Annotated in this window: 11 protein-coding genes; 2 read left to right on the top strand and 9 right to left on the bottom strand. The window is 54.7% G+C overall.

Features of this window, described 5'->3' with window-relative positions:
* Position 1 precedes the first annotated feature (1 nt).
* From fecD to EH228_RS16245, 7 genes are all read right to left on the bottom strand, one after another.
* Entirely contained in the window at positions 2-964 is a 963-nt protein-coding gene (gene fecD, locus EH228_RS16275; RefSeq protein ID WP_152322654.1) for a Fe(3+) dicitrate ABC transporter permease subunit FecD, read from the bottom strand.
* The gene (fecC, locus tag EH228_RS16270) at positions 961-1,965 is read right to left on the bottom strand and encodes an iron-dicitrate ABC transporter permease FecC (RefSeq protein ID WP_152322712.1); all 1,005 of its coding nucleotides are present in this window, start codon (positions 1,963-1,965) and stop codon (positions 961-963) included. The genes fecD and fecC overlap by 4 nt, the downstream gene beginning before the upstream one ends.
* Positions 1,965-2,870 (bottom strand): Fe(3+) dicitrate ABC transporter substrate-binding protein FecB, encoded by a 906-nt coding sequence (locus EH228_RS16265; protein WP_152322653.1) that lies wholly within the window; start codon positions 2,868-2,870, stop codon positions 1,965-1,967. Before EH228_RS16265 ends, fecC begins: the two co-directional genes overlap by 1 nt.
* Before the next feature lie 67 nt (positions 2,871-2,937).
* Positions 2,938-5,298, bottom strand: coding sequence for a TonB-dependent Fe(3+) dicitrate receptor FecA (gene fecA, locus EH228_RS16260; protein ID WP_152322652.1), 2,361 nt, complete (start codon positions 5,296-5,298; stop codon positions 2,938-2,940).
* Positions 5,299-5,434: 136 nt separating this feature from the next.
* Positions 5,435-6,409 (bottom strand): ferric citrate uptake sigma factor regulator FecR, encoded by a 975-nt coding sequence (gene fecR / locus EH228_RS16255; RefSeq protein WP_152322651.1) that lies wholly within the window; start codon positions 6,407-6,409, stop codon positions 5,435-5,437.
* Between the two features lie 5 nt (positions 6,410-6,414).
* Complete coding sequence (gene fecI, locus EH228_RS16250) at positions 6,415-6,933, bottom strand: ferric citrate uptake sigma factor FecI (protein ID WP_152322650.1); 519 nt, start codon at positions 6,931-6,933, stop codon at positions 6,415-6,417.
* Positions 6,934-7,082: 149 nt separating this feature from the next.
* Positions 7,083-7,643 carry a DsbA family protein gene (locus EH228_RS16245; RefSeq protein WP_152322649.1) on the bottom strand — a complete coding sequence of 187 codons (561 nt, stop codon included), beginning with the start codon at positions 7,641-7,643 and terminating at the stop codon, positions 7,083-7,085.
* A gap of 188 nt (positions 7,644-7,831) precedes the next feature.
* Between EH228_RS16245 and EH228_RS20580 the strand changes: the two genes are divergently transcribed.
* Positions 7,832-8,035 carry a YnfU family zinc-binding protein gene (locus EH228_RS20580; protein ID WP_338030667.1) on the top strand — a complete coding sequence of 68 codons (204 nt, stop codon included), beginning with the start codon at positions 7,832-7,834 and terminating at the stop codon, positions 8,033-8,035.
* A gap of 156 nt (positions 8,036-8,191) precedes the next feature.
* Positions 8,192-16,774, top strand: coding sequence for a GH36-type glycosyl hydrolase domain-containing protein (locus tag EH228_RS16240; RefSeq protein WP_152322648.1), 8,583 nt, complete (start codon positions 8,192-8,194; stop codon positions 16,772-16,774).
* A gap of 134 nt (positions 16,775-16,908) precedes the next feature.
* Here the strand turns inward: EH228_RS16240 and EH228_RS16235 are convergent, their stop codons facing one another.
* Positions 16,909-17,160, bottom strand: coding sequence for a DUF2534 family protein (locus EH228_RS16235; protein ID WP_152322647.1), 252 nt, complete (start codon positions 17,158-17,160; stop codon positions 16,909-16,911).
* A 149-nt stretch (positions 17,161-17,309) separates the two neighbouring features.
* Positions 17,310-17,684, bottom strand: coding sequence for a copper homeostasis periplasmic binding protein CopC (copC, locus tag EH228_RS16230; protein WP_152322646.1), 375 nt, complete (start codon positions 17,682-17,684; stop codon positions 17,310-17,312).
* Positions 17,685-17,938 lie beyond the last annotated feature (254 nt).

The raw sequence follows: 17,938 nt of genomic DNA, 5'->3' as shown, positions 1-17,938 counted from the left end.
ATCAGCGGGTTCTCATGAGTAACCAGAAGAAATACGGCGCGCCAGTCACCGCGGTTAATACGCCTGCCGGCAGTTCCAGCGGCGGGTGCAGGGTTCGCGCCAGTACATCGGACAGCAACAGGATCAGCGCGCCGACCAGCAGAGACGCGGGGATCAGCACACGATGCCTGCCGCCGACCAGTTTACGGGCCAGATGCGGTGCCACCAGGCCGATAAACCCAATGGGTCCGCAGACAGCAACACTGATGGCTGCCAGCGCGACAGCCAGCAATAACACCAGACGCTGCACACGGGATACGCGGATCCCCAGCGTCGATGCGCTGTCTTCGCCCAGCGCCAGAACATCCAGATCCCGGCAAAACCACAGGCTCAGTGGCAGCAAAATCAACAACCAGGGCGCGGCCACGTCCACAAAATTCCACCCCCTGCCCCACAGGCTGCCAGTCAGCCACAGCAATGCGCTGTTGATTTCCATTGGACGCGACAACATCAGGTAATCGGTCAGACTGGCGTAAAAGGCGGTCAGCGCGACGCCCATTAATGCCAGACGCAGCGGCGCGGAACGTCCGGACATCAGACGCAGCAGCACAAATGCCGCGATACCGCCCGCAAACGCCAGCGGGGGCAGCCACAAAACCGATAGTGCGGGGAACAACATCAGCGCGCCTACCGATGCCAGCCCGGCGGCATGATTGACGCCCAGAATATCCGGTGACGCCAGCGGATTACGGATAATGCCCTGCACCAGTACCCCGGAAAGCGCCAGCGCGGCACCGACCAGTACCGCCAGCAGAGTGCGCGGTAATCGGTATTCGAACAACGTAAAATGGTTGTCATCCGTGGGTGCCAGCGCCAGAGACATTTGCGCAAATGTCAGCGTATGGGTGCCATAACGCAGGGACATCAGGAAAGTCAGCAACAACAGGCTGATGAGAACGGTAAAGACCGTAAACTGTCGGGTCATGTGCGCGTCCTCACCAGCCAGACAAAGAACGGTGCGCCAATCAACGCCAGCACCGTTCCTGCCGGTAATTCTCCCGGCCACGCCAGAAAACGTGCCAGTAAATCCGCCAACAGCATCAGCGTTGCACCAAACATCATGCTCACCGGCAACATGCGGCGTAAATCGTAGCCAATCCAGTAACGGGAGATATGCGGCACCAGCAACCCGATAAACGCCAACGGCCCGGCGACGCTGACGCAGGCGCCGACCAGTAATAACACCATCACATTGATGACCAGCCGCAGACGCGGCAGATTCACCCCCAGCGTCTGCGCGCTTTCATCGCTGACCTGCAACAAATTCAGGCGACGGGCGAGTAACCAGGCCCAGGGCGCGATGATCGCGGTGAAGGGGAACAGATGCCAAAACTCTGGCCAGCGGGCGTGTGCCACACCTCCGGCCAGCCAGTTGAGAATGCCGTACGCGTGATCTTCTGAAAGAATCAATGTCGCTTTAGCCAAAGCCGCACACAGCGCCGACACGGCTACGCCCGCAAGGATCAAACGACTGCGGTCGCCCGCCATCCGCCATCCGCCTCCCATCAGCATCACTATGCCCCAACTGATGCCGCCGCCGAGAGCAGCGACGAACGCAATACTGAAACCAGAGAGTAGCGGTGGACTGAGCGCACTGACCACCACCATCGCCAACGAGGCACCGGCGTTAATGCCGAACAGCGAGGGAGACGCCAGCGGATTGCGGGTCAGCGTTTGTAACAATCCTCCCGCCAGCGCCAGGCTGGCGCCGAGCAGCATGGCCACCAGACTACGCGGTAGTCGCAGGTTCAGCACCAGCGACTGCGCCAGAGACGCGGGTGGCCCCGGAAGCAGCGCGTGCAGGGATTCCATCGCGCCGATCGGCACGGCAGAACGGCAAAAAAGCGTCAGCCAAAAGCTGACAGCCAGGATGAGCAAGGGCAGCACCCAGCGCCACCCCGTGCCGATCAGTCGTATCACTGCCATCATGGTGTCGCGGCAAGTGCCTGATGATGCAAAATCTGCACCACGTCGCGGGCGATATGTTCAGCGGCAAACACCCCGCGCATTCTCGCCCAGACATTGCTGTCGACTGCGGCGACCTGATTTTTCTGTGCAGCTTTCATCATCTGCCACAGCGGGTCCTGCTGCCACTGGCGTACGATACTTTCCTGACGATAATGCGCGACAATCAGCCAGTCCGGATTGATCGCCAGCAATTGCTCAAAACTGATATTCGCCAGCGCCTGCTGGTTCACCGGTTCTGGCACGATCAGCCCGAGCGACGTCAACACACTGCCGGTGTAAGAATCACGCGTGTGCAAATTAAATTGTTGCTCACGGGACGTGCCGAACACCACATGAGTGCCTTTGGGCAACTGGCTGGCGAACGCCTGCATTCGCTGGCGATGCTCTGCCAGACGTTGTTGCATCAGTGCCTCTTTCCCCAGTAGTTTGCCGATAATCGCCGCCGATGCCAGATCATCGCTGTAGGTTTCATTACGGGATTTCAACATCAGCGTCGGCGCAATACCTTGCAGTGCTGCGTAAATGCCACGGTGACGGCTGCTGTCGGCAATAATCAAGTCAGGCTTCAGCGCGGCAATCGCCTCAAGGCTCGGTTGAGAACGGGTGCCAACCGACTGCCATGCGCTGATGCGCTTGCGCACTTCCGGCAAAATACGTTCAACGTCATTATCATCGGCTACGCCAACCGGGCTGACATCCACCACGGCTAACGCATCCACAAAAGACAGTTCCAGTACCACGATGCGTGCTGGCGCGTTATTCAGCGTAAAACTGCCCTGCTGATCGGTCACCGTCACGGCCTGGGTGCTGCCCAGCGAAAAACATAAACCGATAAAAAGTACAAAGCGGGAAAATAAAGACATAAAACCTCTGTGCAATATAAAGGAAAAAATGGGGTTCATCCCTCCAGGCCCGGTCAGTGTCATATCATCAGAAACGCAATGAGCCCTGCATATAAAGCGTGCGCGGCTGTCCGGCATAAATGCCTTTGTTGTTATCGTCATACGAACGGGTGAAGTACTCATGATCGAAGATATTCTTCACGCCGAAGGCCAGATTCAGGTTCGCCATGTCTGCGCCGAACTGATAACCCGCGCGTGCGCCCCACAGCATGAAGCCGGGAATGCGGCCAGTGCTGCCATCGGCACTTTCCTGCACTGTGTTGGCGTTGTCAGAAAACTGGCTGGACTGGAATTCGCTGTTGATGCTGAAGAACCAGTTGCCCGGCGTGTAATCCACCCCCAGCGTACCTTTGTTTTTGGGTGAAAACGGCACCTGATTACCGTGCGTGTCTCCGGACTCGCGGATAACCGCGTTAACATAGGTGTAGCTGGCATAGACGGAGACGTTTTCCAGCTTCGGCGACAGGTCGGACAGGTCGTAACTGATCTGACTTTCCACCCCGGTGTGACGGGTCTTGCCGCGCGCGGTCACGCTGTCAGTGGTTTGATCGGAATCGTACTGGTTATTAAAGTTGATCAGGAACAGACCGACTTCGGCTTTCACCACGCTGTTATCAAAGCGCGAACCCAATTCCCAGGTCCGGGCTTTTTCCGGTTTGATGCTGCCGCTGTCTACCGCTTTACCAATCTGGCTGTACTGCACCGTGCCGAAGGAACCTTCGGTATTAGCGTAAATGTTCCAGGCGTCGTTCAGGTGATAAACCGCATTCAACGCAGGCAGCGGCGCGTTATAGCTGATGTCCTGTTTAGTGCCTTTGATGTAGTCATTCTGATACGACTGAATATGTTCATAACGCATACCCGGCGTGATGGTCCAGTCACCGACATCAATGCGGTCATCAACATAAAATGCGTTGGCCTGCGTGCCGGACTGCGTATCACGATCATACGGGCTGTCACGGGTCGGCAACACCCCTGACTGGGTCTGGCTGTAGTAACGTAGTTCATGGGTGGATTCACTGACGTAACGGTAACCAACGCCGACTTCATGCGCGGTATGCCCAAGGGTGAAGCTCTGGCTGTAGCGCGGTTCGATGCCACGGACCCAGTACTCACGCGGGGAAAGTGTCAGTTTTTTACCCTGTTCGAGATAACCGCTGCGCAGCGTGTAGGTGTAAAAACTTTGAATGTTGAATTTGTGCTGCTGATCCGGCTGGTACTGATAACCAAAACTGGCCAACTGACGGCGTCCCCAGAATTCGTCGTAAGGGCGCGTTGACTGAAAACGGTTGGCATTATAATCGGCACGGGATAAGCCCCCTGGCATTTCCGCACGGCCTTCGTAATATTGCAGCAAACTGTTGAAGGTATGGACATCATTCGGTGCGTAGCGGGTCTTCAGCATCACGTCATCAATTTTAGTGGAGCTGTGTTCGCGCCAGTCGCTGCCGCGCGTACCGGAATAAAGCAGCGCCCCGCCGAAACCGTTATCCGCGGTGCCACCGATCATCAGATTACCGCTGCCTTTAGGATCGTTTTGACTGGACGTCGGACTGAGCAGACCTTCCATTCCAGCTTCAATACCAAAATCTTTCGGAATAGCGCGGGTTACAAAGTTCACCACGCCGCCGACGCTTTGCGGCCCGTAACGCACCGCGCCGCCGCCACGCACCACATCCACCGCGTCCATATTGCCGAGTGATACTGGTGCCAGAGAAAGCTGTGGCTGCCCGTATGGCGCAAAAGGCACGGGAATGCCGTCCATCAGCACGGTTGAGCGACTGGCGAGACGCGGGTTCAGCCCACGGATACCAAAGTTCATCGCCATATCATGGCTACCGGTACCGTTGTTTTCCGGCGCGTTGACGCCCGGAATACGGTTCATCACTTCACGCACGGTCGTCGCACCGGTCTTCACAAAATCGTCACGGCGGATGACGTCACGCGCCCCGCCGTGCTCAAAAACATCATTTTCACGCGCGTCGGCCAGCCAGTCACCCACCACCGTCAGGGATTCTGGTGTCTGAACCGGCGCAGGGATAACGACCAGCGTAAACGCATGGTTGCCCAGTGATTTAGCCTCTAAACCGCTGTTTGCCAGTAATGCCGTCAGGCCATCGGTGACCGTATAACTGCCCTGCAACCCGCGGCTGTGTTTTCCACGTGTCAGCGAGGCATCAACAGAAAGCGTGATCCCGGCTTTGGCCGCAAACTGATTCAGCGCAGTATCCAGATCCCCGGCCGCTATCTGATAAGACGCAGCCTGCTCCCCGGCGACCGCAGGTAAAGCGCTCAGTAATACAGCGGGAATAATCGCGCAGTGAATAGCGATCGCCAGAGGTGTTGTTTGGTGAAAAGAACGAAGAACGCGTGAGCGTGAAATGGACATACCGTCTCCAGATGTTATCTTTTTGCTATGTAATTTTTTATCAGTGCTGCTATGGAGTCGGATGAGCAGATAAAAGGGACAATCGCGAATGCGATTTTTTATCATTTTTATTTACTGGAAGGTTTTTATCAGGACATCATGCTGGTACCACATCAACCCAGTAACGCGTCACCATTTGAATTTTCACCGGGAGAGTACGGGAAAGAATATTCAGGACTGCGTCGGTGTCTTTCAGCGGAAAGGTGCCGCTAATACGGAGATTCGCCACTAATGGATCGCACCCCAGGTGCCCGGGACGGTAGCGGGACAGTTCAGTAAGCATATCGGCCAGACGCCAGTCACTGACGCTCAACACACCGTTGGTCCAGCTTCCCGCATCGCTCGTTATTGCCACGACAGAACCGAACCTGTTCCCGGTGAAGCGTACTGCGTGGCCTTCGCTGACCCGTAAAATGTCAGAAGGCCGGTCATGGAGCGTAATTTCCACTGCGTGTTTCAGCACCGTTAGCGTCGTGGCGTCATCCTGCTGACGCACGATAAACTCAGTCCCCAGCGCGCGTAACCTCCCCTGCAGCGTGTCGACCAGAAAAGGGCGTGGAACCGGCTGATTATCACGCGCGGTGGTAATGCTGATTTCCCCCTGATGCAGCCGGATAAGACGCTGAGTGGCCGTAAAGCGGATATCAACGGCGCTGGCGGTATTGAGCGACAGTTGTGAATTATCCGCAAGGCGCAGCGTCTTAATTTCGCCAGTGGCTGTCCGTGTGTCGGCCCGTAAACGCTGTCCGGCAGGCGACTGCCAGGCTTTCCAGCCCCCTCCCAGACCGCACAACACCAGCAGACTTTTCAATACGCGGCGGCGTGTGACATCCGCTTGCTGACGCGCCTGGTTAAGGGTCTGATAACTGAATTTTCCGGGCAGGCGGCTCAGTTGCCCTTGCAAAGATTCCACCCGCTGCCACGCCCAGCGGTGGTCTTCATCCTGCGCCAGCCACTGTTGCCATTTCTGATTTTGCTGCGGCGTGACGTCGTCCGCGCACAACATCGCGAACCACTGTGCGGCCATTTTCAGTGCCAGACGCTGTTTATCGGTCAGGGAGGAGGTCTTCATCGTGCTCAGTGGTGTTCCAGACTGAACAGCAGGCAATGTTCAGTCGCTTTCGCCATGTATTTTTTGACAGAACTGACCGACACGCCCAGTCGCTCAGCGATCACCGGATAGGTCAGCCCTTCCAGTTGCGACAACAAAAATGCCTGGCGCACCTTCTCGCCTAAACCGTCGAGCATCCTGTCGATTTGTTGCAGGGTTTCGAGCAAACATTGCTGTTGTTCCGGCGACGGCATATGTTCTTCCGGCATCAGCGCCAGCATCTCAAGCCAGGCTCGTTCCAGTGCGTTGCGACGGAAAAAGTCCACCATTACACGGCGGGCCACGGTACACAAAAAAGATTTGGGCTCGCGAATGTCCTGCACGGTATTACCGGCGAGGACACGCATAAATGTATCATGCGCCAGATCGTCGGCATCATTCGCGGACCCCAGTTTGCACTGTAACCAGTTTCTCAGCCAACGGTGGTGCAAGCTGTAAAGCACTTCAAAAGCGCAAACAGGAGAAACGGCAGCATTTTCAGACATTGGACGTTACATTACCAGGACAGAATTCACCTCGCGATGATAATTGATAATGATTATCACTACAATAAAAGTTCCTGCTCTTTTTGCCAGCCAGAGGAGGATCAGCGGCGGCCAGGGTCATGCCCCTGCGGTCGCAGAACGTGTCAGCACTACGCCAGGATGCGTTTCGCCCATTCGCTGATATCGTCCCCGCTACCAATATCCGGGTAGACCAGGCCGTTTATCATAAAGGTCGGCGAAACATGAATGCCATTCTGACGGGCATATTTGCAATGCCATTTTATCTCGGTCTGTAACTCAGGCCGGGCAAAAGGCGCACTGGCGTCGACGCCACTGTAGTGCTTCAGCCGGGCCAAAATGTCATTAGGCGTGGCATCCATATTAGGACCGGCGCAGTGATCGGTGAATTCAAATTCCTCCCGGTTATCCGCCACGGCCTGTAACACCGCTTTAGCCGCATTTTTGCCTGCCGGCAATGTGGACGCCGCTAAAATATAACGAACGATAAGGCCAGAATACAGATGCCATGGTTGTGATTGCAGGCGGATTTTAAGCGTCATCCGTTCTTCTCCCACCCGCGCCAGCAAAGCATCGAATTTATTAAACGCCCTCACCGAAAAAGGACAGGTGGGTTCGAGAAAAACCTCGAAAACGTTTGGACCATGCCCCCACACCAACGGATCGGCATGCAGTGTTACGTTACGATTCATCTTTTTCTCCCCATATCGCGCTTAAGTCAGTCATTACTCATATACCCTTTTGTGACTTCCAGGCCAGGTATTTTGCTGCCTATTTTTGCAAATGGCGATGACACCTGCAGTGGCCTGGATAAGCACAGAGGTTCAGCGCCTGGTGGGTAAAATAGCAGACAATATATTGAATACAATTTAACCAATTTATGGTAGGGTGGAAATCATTCATTGAAAGGTTAATCATCATGTCTTTTATCGATTACGCAATGAAGTTAATGAGTAGTGCTTCTACAACCACTGTCACCTGCCCGGTTTGTGGTGTCAGGTCAATACAATCCACCTCCAAAATTCGTCTGAATCAGGCAATGATTTGTCCTGGATGTAAATCCCTGTTTGTTGCGCCGCACTGAATCCCCAATGCGCGTTCAGAGATAAAATCGGTGTTCGATAGTTAAAAATAGACCAGCAGCTGTTAAATCCCTGATGCCTTACGCCCATCCTGAGAGAACCTTTCTGAACTGATTTCTCAACTGCTCCGAGCGTTAATGTCGCATCAGAGCAAACCTATGAAAAAGAACCTTAAGAAGTGGTTTAACGGTTCCCTCCGCCTGCGGGCAACACCAGAACTTACGCCATTCCAGCACCACGATCCTGTCGGTGACCATCGTCTTCGGAGCGAGTTATTTTCAGCGCCTCAGATGGCGCGCTACGGGCAAAAGCTGGCGAGTTCGCACAAATTGTCGCCTGCCAGACTGCCGTATTACCTTCTCAAACGGCTTAATGACAATGAAGAGGTAATTACGCAAAACTGTTATCTGCTCAATGCGGGTAAAAAAACGACTATTATGCCCGCCGGAGAGTGGTTGCTGGACAATTACTATCTGATTGAGGAACAGATCCGCCTCGTTCGCCATCACTTGCCGAAAAACTTCGGTAAAGGCCTTCCGGCCCTGGCATCACCTCGCCATTGTCCGCGTATTTATGATATTGCGGCTGAGGCGATTGCTCACGGCGACGGACACTGGGACGCCGTCAACCTGAACAGCTATATCTCTGCCTATCAACAGAAAACATCACTCACGTTAGGCGAAGTCTGGGCATTACCCGGCATGCTGCGTCTGGCCTTAATTGAAAATCTCCGCCGGGTCAGTATAGAGGTGGTCAAAGCCCAACAAGAACGCGATCTGGCCGATAGCTGGATAACACGATTTTTCGAGTGCGCAGGAAATACCCCCGCCGATTTGATCATGGTGCTCGCCGACATGGCGCGCTCCCGCCCTGCCTTGAGCAACGCTTTTGTCGCTGAACTGGTACGTCGTCTGCAAGGCCGCGGCAATGTGCTGGTCCTGCCTCTGACCTGGATTGAACAGCGTCTCGCGGAACAAGGCGACACCACCGATGCCCTCATTGAACGTTTTAACCAACAACTTGCCGCCAGCCAGCTTTCGGTCAGCAACAGCATCGCCAGTTTGCGTTTAGTGAGTGAAACAAACTGGGCTGATTTCGCTGAGACTATCAGCGTGGTGGAACAGCTGTTGCGCCTTGACCCCGCCGGGATCTATCCGTTGATGCACTTTGATACACGGGACCATTATCGCCATATCATTGAAGTTCTGGCCAGAGACAGCCGCATCAGCGAACCAGACGTCGCCCGTCGCTTACTGGCACTTTCAAAAGAGACCGTTCCTGACAACACGCCTGGGCGTCATATTGGCTATTATCTGCTGGGCGAAGGCCGCCAACAGTTGGCAATACAACTGTCGGTCAATACCTCGCGGCTTATCCGTCTGCGGCACCGCATCAACCCACTTCCGCTCATTTTATGGCTTGGCAGCCTGAGCCTGCTGACCACCGTAACAACGGTCGGGATATTGTACGAAACGACGAAACAGGGAATGGGCTGGCTGCTGATACTCCCCGGCATACCGCTTATTGTGGCCATCAGCCAGTTAGCCAGCGACCTGCTGAGCGAGGCAGCAACCCGCTTTCGTATGCCGAAACCGCTGCCGCGAATGGATTTTTCTGCCGGGATCCCAGAGCGTTGCGCGACCATGGTCGTGATCCCCTGTCTGCTGACCAGCAGCGGAAACATCAGCAAGCTCATCACCTGTCTTGAGGTTTACTGGCTGGGTAATCAGATCGAAAATCTCTGTTTCGCGCTGCTGACCGACTTCACTGATTCAGCCAGTGAATATTCAGCGGAAAACCGCGCCCTGGTCGGGCAGGCCCTCTCACAGATGCAGGATCTTAACCGGCGTTATCCCGCCGTCCGTCCGCGCTTTTACCTGCTCCATCGGGCGCCGGAATGGAACCCGACCCAGCAAGTCTGGATGGGCTATGAGCGCAAACGGGGTAAGCTGGCGTTGTTGAACAACTGGTTACGCCATCCCGCAGCACAATTTTCCAGTGTTACAGATATGCCCTCTGACCAGTTACCGAAACGGATAAAATATATCATTACACTGGACAGTGATACGATCTTGCCACGTGATACGGCGCATAAACTGGTCGCGACCATGGCGCATCCCCTCAACCAGCCAGAGTATGACCCTCTGCGTCAAAGAGTGGTCAAAGGCTACGGCATTTTACAGCCAGGGCTGGCAGAGGCAATCCCTCGTCACGGTCAGGGGTACTATGCCGCCCTGTGCAGCAGCATGCCGGGCAACAACCCTTATGCCATGATGTCTTCCGATATCTATCAGGATCTGTTCGGCGAAGGATCGTTTGTCGGCAAGGGGATTTACGATGTCGATATCTTTGTTCAGGCCACGAAGAATACCTGCCCCGAAAATCTGGTCCTCAGTCATGATTTACTGGAGGGATGCTATGCCCGGTCAGGGTTACTGAGCGAAGTCTTACTTTACGAGCAATACCCCAATAACTACCTGACAGATGTCACGCGGCGGACACGCTGGATCCGGGGAGACTGGCAACTGCTGAACTGGCTCAAACCCCGTGTCAGAAAAGCGGATGGAACCCACACGACAAACCCGTTATCCGCCCTGTCTTACTGGAAGTTATTCGATAATCTGCGCCGCAGTCTGGTTCCCCCCTCTTTACTGGCGCTGCTGTTTTGCTCGCTCCTGTGTGTACCCAATCCGTTTTACTGGTTAAGCGTGCTGGCTCTGGTGTGGCTGCTACCAGCGGCACTGAGTGTCGCCCATGCTCTTATCCATAAACCAGCACCTCGTGCCGTGACAGCGCATTTACTGTTGGTTGCCGCCAGCGCGTTGAAGCGCCTGTCCCGGACAGGGGTGAATTTTGTCACATTGCCGCATGAAGCTGGCTACTCGTTATACGCCATTATCGTCACGCTGTGGCGCCTGGGTGTGAGCCAGCACAACCTCAATCAGTGGGCCCGCTACCGTCCGGATGATGATCAGAAAAAAACCTCCCCCCTCCGCTTTTACCGTGTGATGTGGCTGAATGTGGCCTGCGGCACAGCATTAACCGTCCTGACCGTGTATTTCGCCCCTTCTTTCTCAGCGTTCGCATTGCTGGTCGGTATTTTATGGTGTCTGGCGCCGCTACTACTGAGCTGGATGAGCCGCCAGCCTGCCCATACCGTATTTTCGCCGACGAAAGAACAAAAACAGTTATTACGCCAGACGAGCCGTGAAATCTGGGCCTTTTTTGAGACCTTCGCCACAGCCAAAGAGAACTGGCTTCCACCTGACAACTATCAAGAAATACCGCAACCGGTCGTCGCGCACCGTACCTCCCCCACCAACATTGGTCTGTCGCTGCTGGCCAACCTGACGGCATGGGATTTTGGCTACCTGCCCACTGGCGAGGTGTTGCGGCGCGTAACGCTCACCCTGGACTCCATGGACAAAATGGAGCATTTCCGCGGTCATTTGTATAACTGGTACGACACCCGCACCCTCGCCCCGCTCAGTCCGCGCTATGTTTCAAGCGTCGACAGCGGCAATATGGCCGGGCATTTACTGACCCTGCGTGAAGGGCTTTCCGCCATGCGCACTCAGCCGATATTAAACCGCGCACAGATGCTGGCCGGGTTGGACGATACCCTGGGTATTCTGGAAAAACACTGGGGGCCAAACGCCCCTGGCAATCTGCAACTGCTGCGTGAGCATTGTCTCAATGCAGCTTCGCTGCCTGCGGAACAGTTGTCTGCCGAACTCAAAAACATGTCGACACAAAGCCATCATCTGTCTGCGTTGAGCCACCACCAGGACCCACTTATCCTGCGCTGGATCGCGCGTCTACAGCATCAGCTGAGTCTGCTGTGCCATGAATGGTCTCATCTCCTTGGCTGGTTAACGCCGACATATGGGGCGCAGGCATTGCCGTCATTGCACTGGCTTGCCCAGGCAACATTTATTGGCGAAGGCTCACCTCCGCCATCAGTGATCGCGCTGGCACGCATGCGTCTGGACATCATCACTGAGCTGGAACAGCGGCTGAATGAACATGCACGTATGGATTTCACCTTTCTGTACAGCGAAGTCACCGGCCTGTTGTGCATTGGCTACAACTGCGACAGCAATATCCGGGATAAAAGTGACTACGACCTGTTGCCATCCGAAATTCGTCTGACCAGTTTTCTCGCCGTTGCGACTAACCAACTACCGCTCAAAAGCTGGTACGCGCTGGGAAGGTTATTCACCACGATTGATAAAGAAACAGCATTGATGTCCTGGAGCGGCTCAATGTTTGAATATCTGATGCCTAATCTGGTGATGCCCACCTGGCCCGGCAGCCTGCTCGACAAAATGAGCCAGTCGGCGGTTCTGCGTCAGATACACTGGGGAAAAGAGCGTGGGGTGCCATGGGGCGTTTCGGAGTCCGGCTATCATGCATTTGATCTTCAAAAAAATTACCAATATCAGGCCTTTGGCGTACCTGGCCTAGGCCTGCGGCGGGGTCTGGCCGACGATATGGTTGTCGCCCCATACGCCACATTGCTGGCATTGATGGTCTCTGCGCAAAAAGCCTGTGAAAATCTGCTCGTTCTGGAAAAAAACGGGGCTCACGGCGAGTACGGTTTTTATGAAGCGCTGGACTATACTCCCTCACGCCTGGCAACCGGACAATTGTACGCTGTGGTGCAGTCATGGATGGCTCATCATCAGGGAATGGCGTTCCAGGCACTGGCGCACGTATTGTTTGACGCCCCCATGGCAGAACGATTTATGTCCAGCCCCACGTTCCAGTCAGCAAGCATACTGTTACAGGAACGGGTGCCGGACGCAGTCGATCTCTACGCCCCGCGCCGTCATTTTGAGTCTCATGAGGGAAGAGTCAAACCTGTTCACTATGAGCCACGGATGTTCACCGAAGCAGACCGGCCAGTCCCCGAAGTTCAACTGTTGTCCAACGGCCATTACCACCTGATGATGAGCCATACCGGCGGCGGTTACAGTTGCTGGAACGGTCTGGCCCTCACGCGCTGGCGCAGCGACGCCACCCGCGATAACTGGGGAGCATTCTGCTATATCAGTGATCCGCAAACCGGCGAAGTGTGGAGCAATACCTGGCAACCCACTCATCACGCCGCCGATAAAGACGAAGTGATATTCACCGATTCAGGGGCTGAATTTAAACGTACTTTCGACACGCTTAACGTCAGGACACAGGTGGTGGTGTCGCCTGAAGACGATATTGAACTGCGTCGGGTCACGCTGACGCATCATGGCCGTAAGCCGCGCACGATTGACCTGACGACCTACACAGAAGTGGCGCTGGCCCCTGCCGTCAGCGACCTGGCACATCCGTCGTTCAGCAATTTGTTCATCCAGACCGAGCTGGCGCCCGCCCTGGAGGCTATTTTGTGCCACCGACGACCACGTTCCCCGGATGAAGCAAGCCCCTGGTTGTTTCACATGATGGTGGTACATGGTGATGACCGGAACAACCTCTCATTTGAAACTGATCGAGCGAAATTTCTCGGGCGCGGCAGGAGTCCGGCTGATGCGCTGGCGGTCAGTTCAGGCAAACAGCTCAGCAACACATCTGGTTCTGTGCTGGATCCGATACTGGCGATACGACAGTCCATCATCCTTCAGCCCGGACAGTCGGTGACGATTGATATCGTGTATGGCATTAGCGAGAGTCGCCAGCTCAGCCTGGCGCTGCTGGAAAAATACCGTGATCACCATATCGCTGACCGCGTCTTTGAACTGGCCTGGTCGCACAGTCTGGCGGTATTACGACAAATGAACGCCAATGAAGACGATGCCGCGCTATTTAACCGTCTCGCCAGCGCGGTGCTTTATCCCTGTCCGGAACTGCGCGCAGACAGCCAGATAATCAGCCGTAACCGCCGCGGTCAGTCCGGTCTGTGGGGCTGGGCCATTTCTGGTGACCTGCCAATCGTGCTGCTCAGTGTCACCAGCGAGGAGAGTATCCCGTCCATTACCACGCTTATTCAGGCGCACCGCTACTGGCATCTGAAAGGACTGTCAGTGGATTTAGTGATCCTGAATGACCGACCAGGCGGCTACCAACAGGCGCTGCAACACCAGATCCTGGACCTGATTTATGCCCGCTCTGAGGCCAGTCTGCTGGATAAATCTGGTGGGATCTTTGTCCGTAACAGCGAACACCTGTCCGCTGAAGACAAACTACTTTTAATCAGCGTCGCTCACATCAGTCTTGATGACCGCGCAGGAGGGCTGAACGAACAGCTCAGTCAGCGTCTTCATACCGTACTCACCGCGACACAGCTATTTATCCCTCACCCTGAGCCAGGCATAAATCAGCACCGCCCCTGGTCGCCGGATACCAGCCAGCTACTGCATTTTAACGGTTACGGTGGTTTTTCTCAGGACGGTCGTGAGTATCAGATTGTGCTCAGGGAGAATGAGCCGACACCGGCCCCCTGGTCAAATGTACTGGCTAACCCCTGTTTCGGCAGCGTGCTGTCTGAAGCGGGACAGGCCTACAGCTGGTATGAGAATGCCCATGAATATCGGTTAACACCGTGGGAAAACGATCCCGTCAGCGATCGCAGCGGCGAAGCGTTTTACCTGCGTGACGAAGAGAGCGGCGTATGCTGGTCGCCAACCACTTTGCCACGACGTGGGCAGGGAGACTATTTGTCTCGTCATGGTTTCGGCTACAGCATATTTTCCCACCGGGAGAGCGGCATCGACAGCGAGATGACGGTATTGGTTGCCGAACAGGCACCGGTTAAACTGGCAATCCTGACGCTCAGCAACAACTCAGGGCGAACACGTAAACTGTCCGTCACCGGCTACGTGGAATGGACACTCGGTGAATCACGAACGCCATCCGCCCTGCACATCGTCACCCATGCGGCTAGCATCGCAGGCGGCTGCGGCGTTATGGCGAACAACTTTTACGGCGCAAACGGCGGTGGACGCACCGCATTCTTCGCCGTCACGGGCGTTCACTGTTCGTTGACGGGTGATCGCCGCGAGTTTATTGGTCGCAACGGTTCGTTGCAAAAACCAGCAGCAATGGGTTTGCGCAAGCTGTCCGATAAAACAGGCGCAGGCCTCGATCCCTGCGGCGCGGTCCAGTCTGCGACCACCTTAATTGATGGCGATCAGAAAACATTTATTTTTGTCCTCGGCGTGGGCGAAGACCCGGCCCAGGCCCAGGCGACGCTGACTCGCTATCTGAACGAAAATGCCGTCCGCGAAGAACTGCGCCATGTTCACCAATACTGGCACCATGTGCTCGATAAAATCGTGGTCAACACCCCTGATACCACCGTTAATTTACTGGTGAATGGCTGGCTACTGTACCAGACGATAGCCTGTCGCCTCATGGCCCGCAGTGGATACTACCAGTCCGGTGGCGCATTTGGTTTCCGGGACCAGTTACAGGACACCCTGGCATTGAGTCACGCCGCGCCGAAATTGCTGCGCAAACAGATTGAGCGCTGTGCATCACGGCAGTTTATCGAGGGCGATGTACAACACTGGTGGCATCCTCCTCTTGGAAATGGCGTGCGCACACGCTGCTCGGATGACTATCTCTGGCTCCCGCTGGCTGTGTGTCACTATGTGGAAACAACGGGAGACGCCGGAGTGCTCGAACAACGCATACCTTATCTTGAAGGTCGCCCGCTCCACGCAGGTGAAGAATCCGTCTACGATAAGCCCACGATCAGTGCGATGGAAGAGACACTGTGGCTACACTGCGTAAAAGCCATCCGGCACGGCCTGCAATTCGGGCAGCATGGTTTACCGCTCATGGGCACAGGAGACTGGAATGACGGGATGAACCGGGTCGGCATCGAAGGTAAAGGTGAAAGTATCTGGTTGGGATTCTTCCTGTACGACATCTTGCAGCGTTTCGCCGACCTTGCAGAACAACGTCAGGACCGCGATGTTGCTTCGCTGTGCCACAGGGAAGCATCGCGCTTACAGCAAAATCTTGAGACCGCCGCCTGGGACGGAAAATGGTACCGACGTGGCTATTTTGATGATGGCCCCCCCCTGGGTTCCACGACATCGCAGGATTGCCGGATTGATGCGATTGCGCAAAGTTGGTCCGTACTGTCCGGAGCGGCTGATCCTGCACGTAGCGCCCAGGCCATGCAGGCCCTGGATGAGCATCTGGTAGAAAACGATACGGGACTGATTAAACTGTTAACGCCGCCGTTCGATGGTCACGGGCCGAATCCTGGCTACATTCAGGGTTATCTGCCAGGCGTCCGGGAAAACGGCGGACAATATACGCATGGGGCTATCTGGGCGGTAATGGCTTTTGCCCGGATGGGTAATACTGCGCGTGCCTGGCAGTTGTGGTCGATGATTAATCCAATAAACCATGCGCTGAATGCCAGTGATGTAGAACGGTATAAAGTTGAGCCTTACGTCATGAGTGCCGATGTATATAGCGCTTCTCCACACACCGGGCGTGGAGGATGGAGCTGGTATACCGGTTCAGCAGGCTGGGCATATCGCCTGCTGACAGAAGAATTACTGGGCATTAAACGTTACGGTGAGACGATCACGGTACATGCTAAGTTGCCGCATGACTGGCCCTCACTCAGCATGACATATCAACAGGGTGAGAGTCAGTATGACATCTCGGTCTCGCGTGACAGCGGAGCATATCGCGTTGCAATGGATGGCGTAATGCTCCCAGATGACAGGATCCCCCTGCTTGATGACGGGCGAAACCATACAGTCAACATTATTCAAAATTGAGGGGCCCGAAGGAGGTAATAACGCCATCTTCTTGACTAAATGGTTATTAAAAAACGATCAGGCCACGGATAGCGTGGCCTGCCGTGATGATTGGCCGTCAACATTTCTGTTGACTAAGACAATCAGATTGCAACTTAGCCCTCGTCTGTCTTCTCTCCCCCTAAAAACCAGTACCACAGGGGGATGGAGAACAGGCCGGTAAAGACCATCGAGTAGACCACTATCATGAATAACTGAGTGACCAACATTTCGACAGACCAGTCGCTCAATGGCAAGTGGTATTCATCAATTGCTCCGCCGATCATCGCCTTAGACATGATGGTCAGGGCAACAATAAGCACTATCACTACCGCAAAAATAAATTGCTTCGTTTCTTTTCTCTGCATGGAAAATGTTCCTGTCTGAGTGGTGATAATATGCGCGAATTTTATGGCGTCTTTCACTCTGTACATCCTGGGCGGGAAAAGTTCGCATTAGCTTTACTGCATTAACACACCACTGCGGACGTCAACGTGATTAACGTCCGCACTATGGGCTATTTCAGTGTGAAGTTGTAGCTGCCTTTGGTTTTGTGACCATCAACCGACAGTACATGCCAGTCAACCACGTAACTACCCGCTTTTAATGGCGCGTTCAGCGGTACCGTGGCCACTTTATTGTCCGCCTTATCAACGCTAAGTTTACCGGTACTCACCATCGCACCATCAGCGCCTATCAGCATGACACCACTGAAATTTGGCTCCACACCTTCGGTGAAGGTGAGTGTCAGGGCGGTGGGCGATGTACTGATAACCGCTTTATCGGCCGGTACGGCACTGGCCAGATGAGCATGAGCAAGCGCCTGTTGCGAAACGATCAATGTCGCCAACACGGCAGCGGTGGCAATGGCTTTTTTCAGATGCACGAACATATCACTTCTCCTTAGATAAAATAGAATCCTGACAACCGGGTCAGAACAGATAATTCAGACACGCCCCTGACGGGATCCGATTTCATTACTGATGAAATACCAGACAACCCCGGTAACAAGGGTATTCATTGACGTCTGCGCAATAAAATCCTGTGATTTATCTTTTTCACTCACCGAATATTTATTTAAGGCGTAGTACATCCTGCGCGTCGCGCATATTTAATTTTCCCGTTTCATCGCGTGATGTTGCGAAA

This window comes from Erwinia endophytica (assembly GCF_009295515.1).
GTDB lineage: Bacteria > Pseudomonadota > Gammaproteobacteria > Enterobacterales > Enterobacteriaceae > Erwinia > Erwinia endophytica.
Note: the sequence above shows the minus strand (reverse complement) of the source record. Positions and strands in the feature narration are given on the sequence as shown.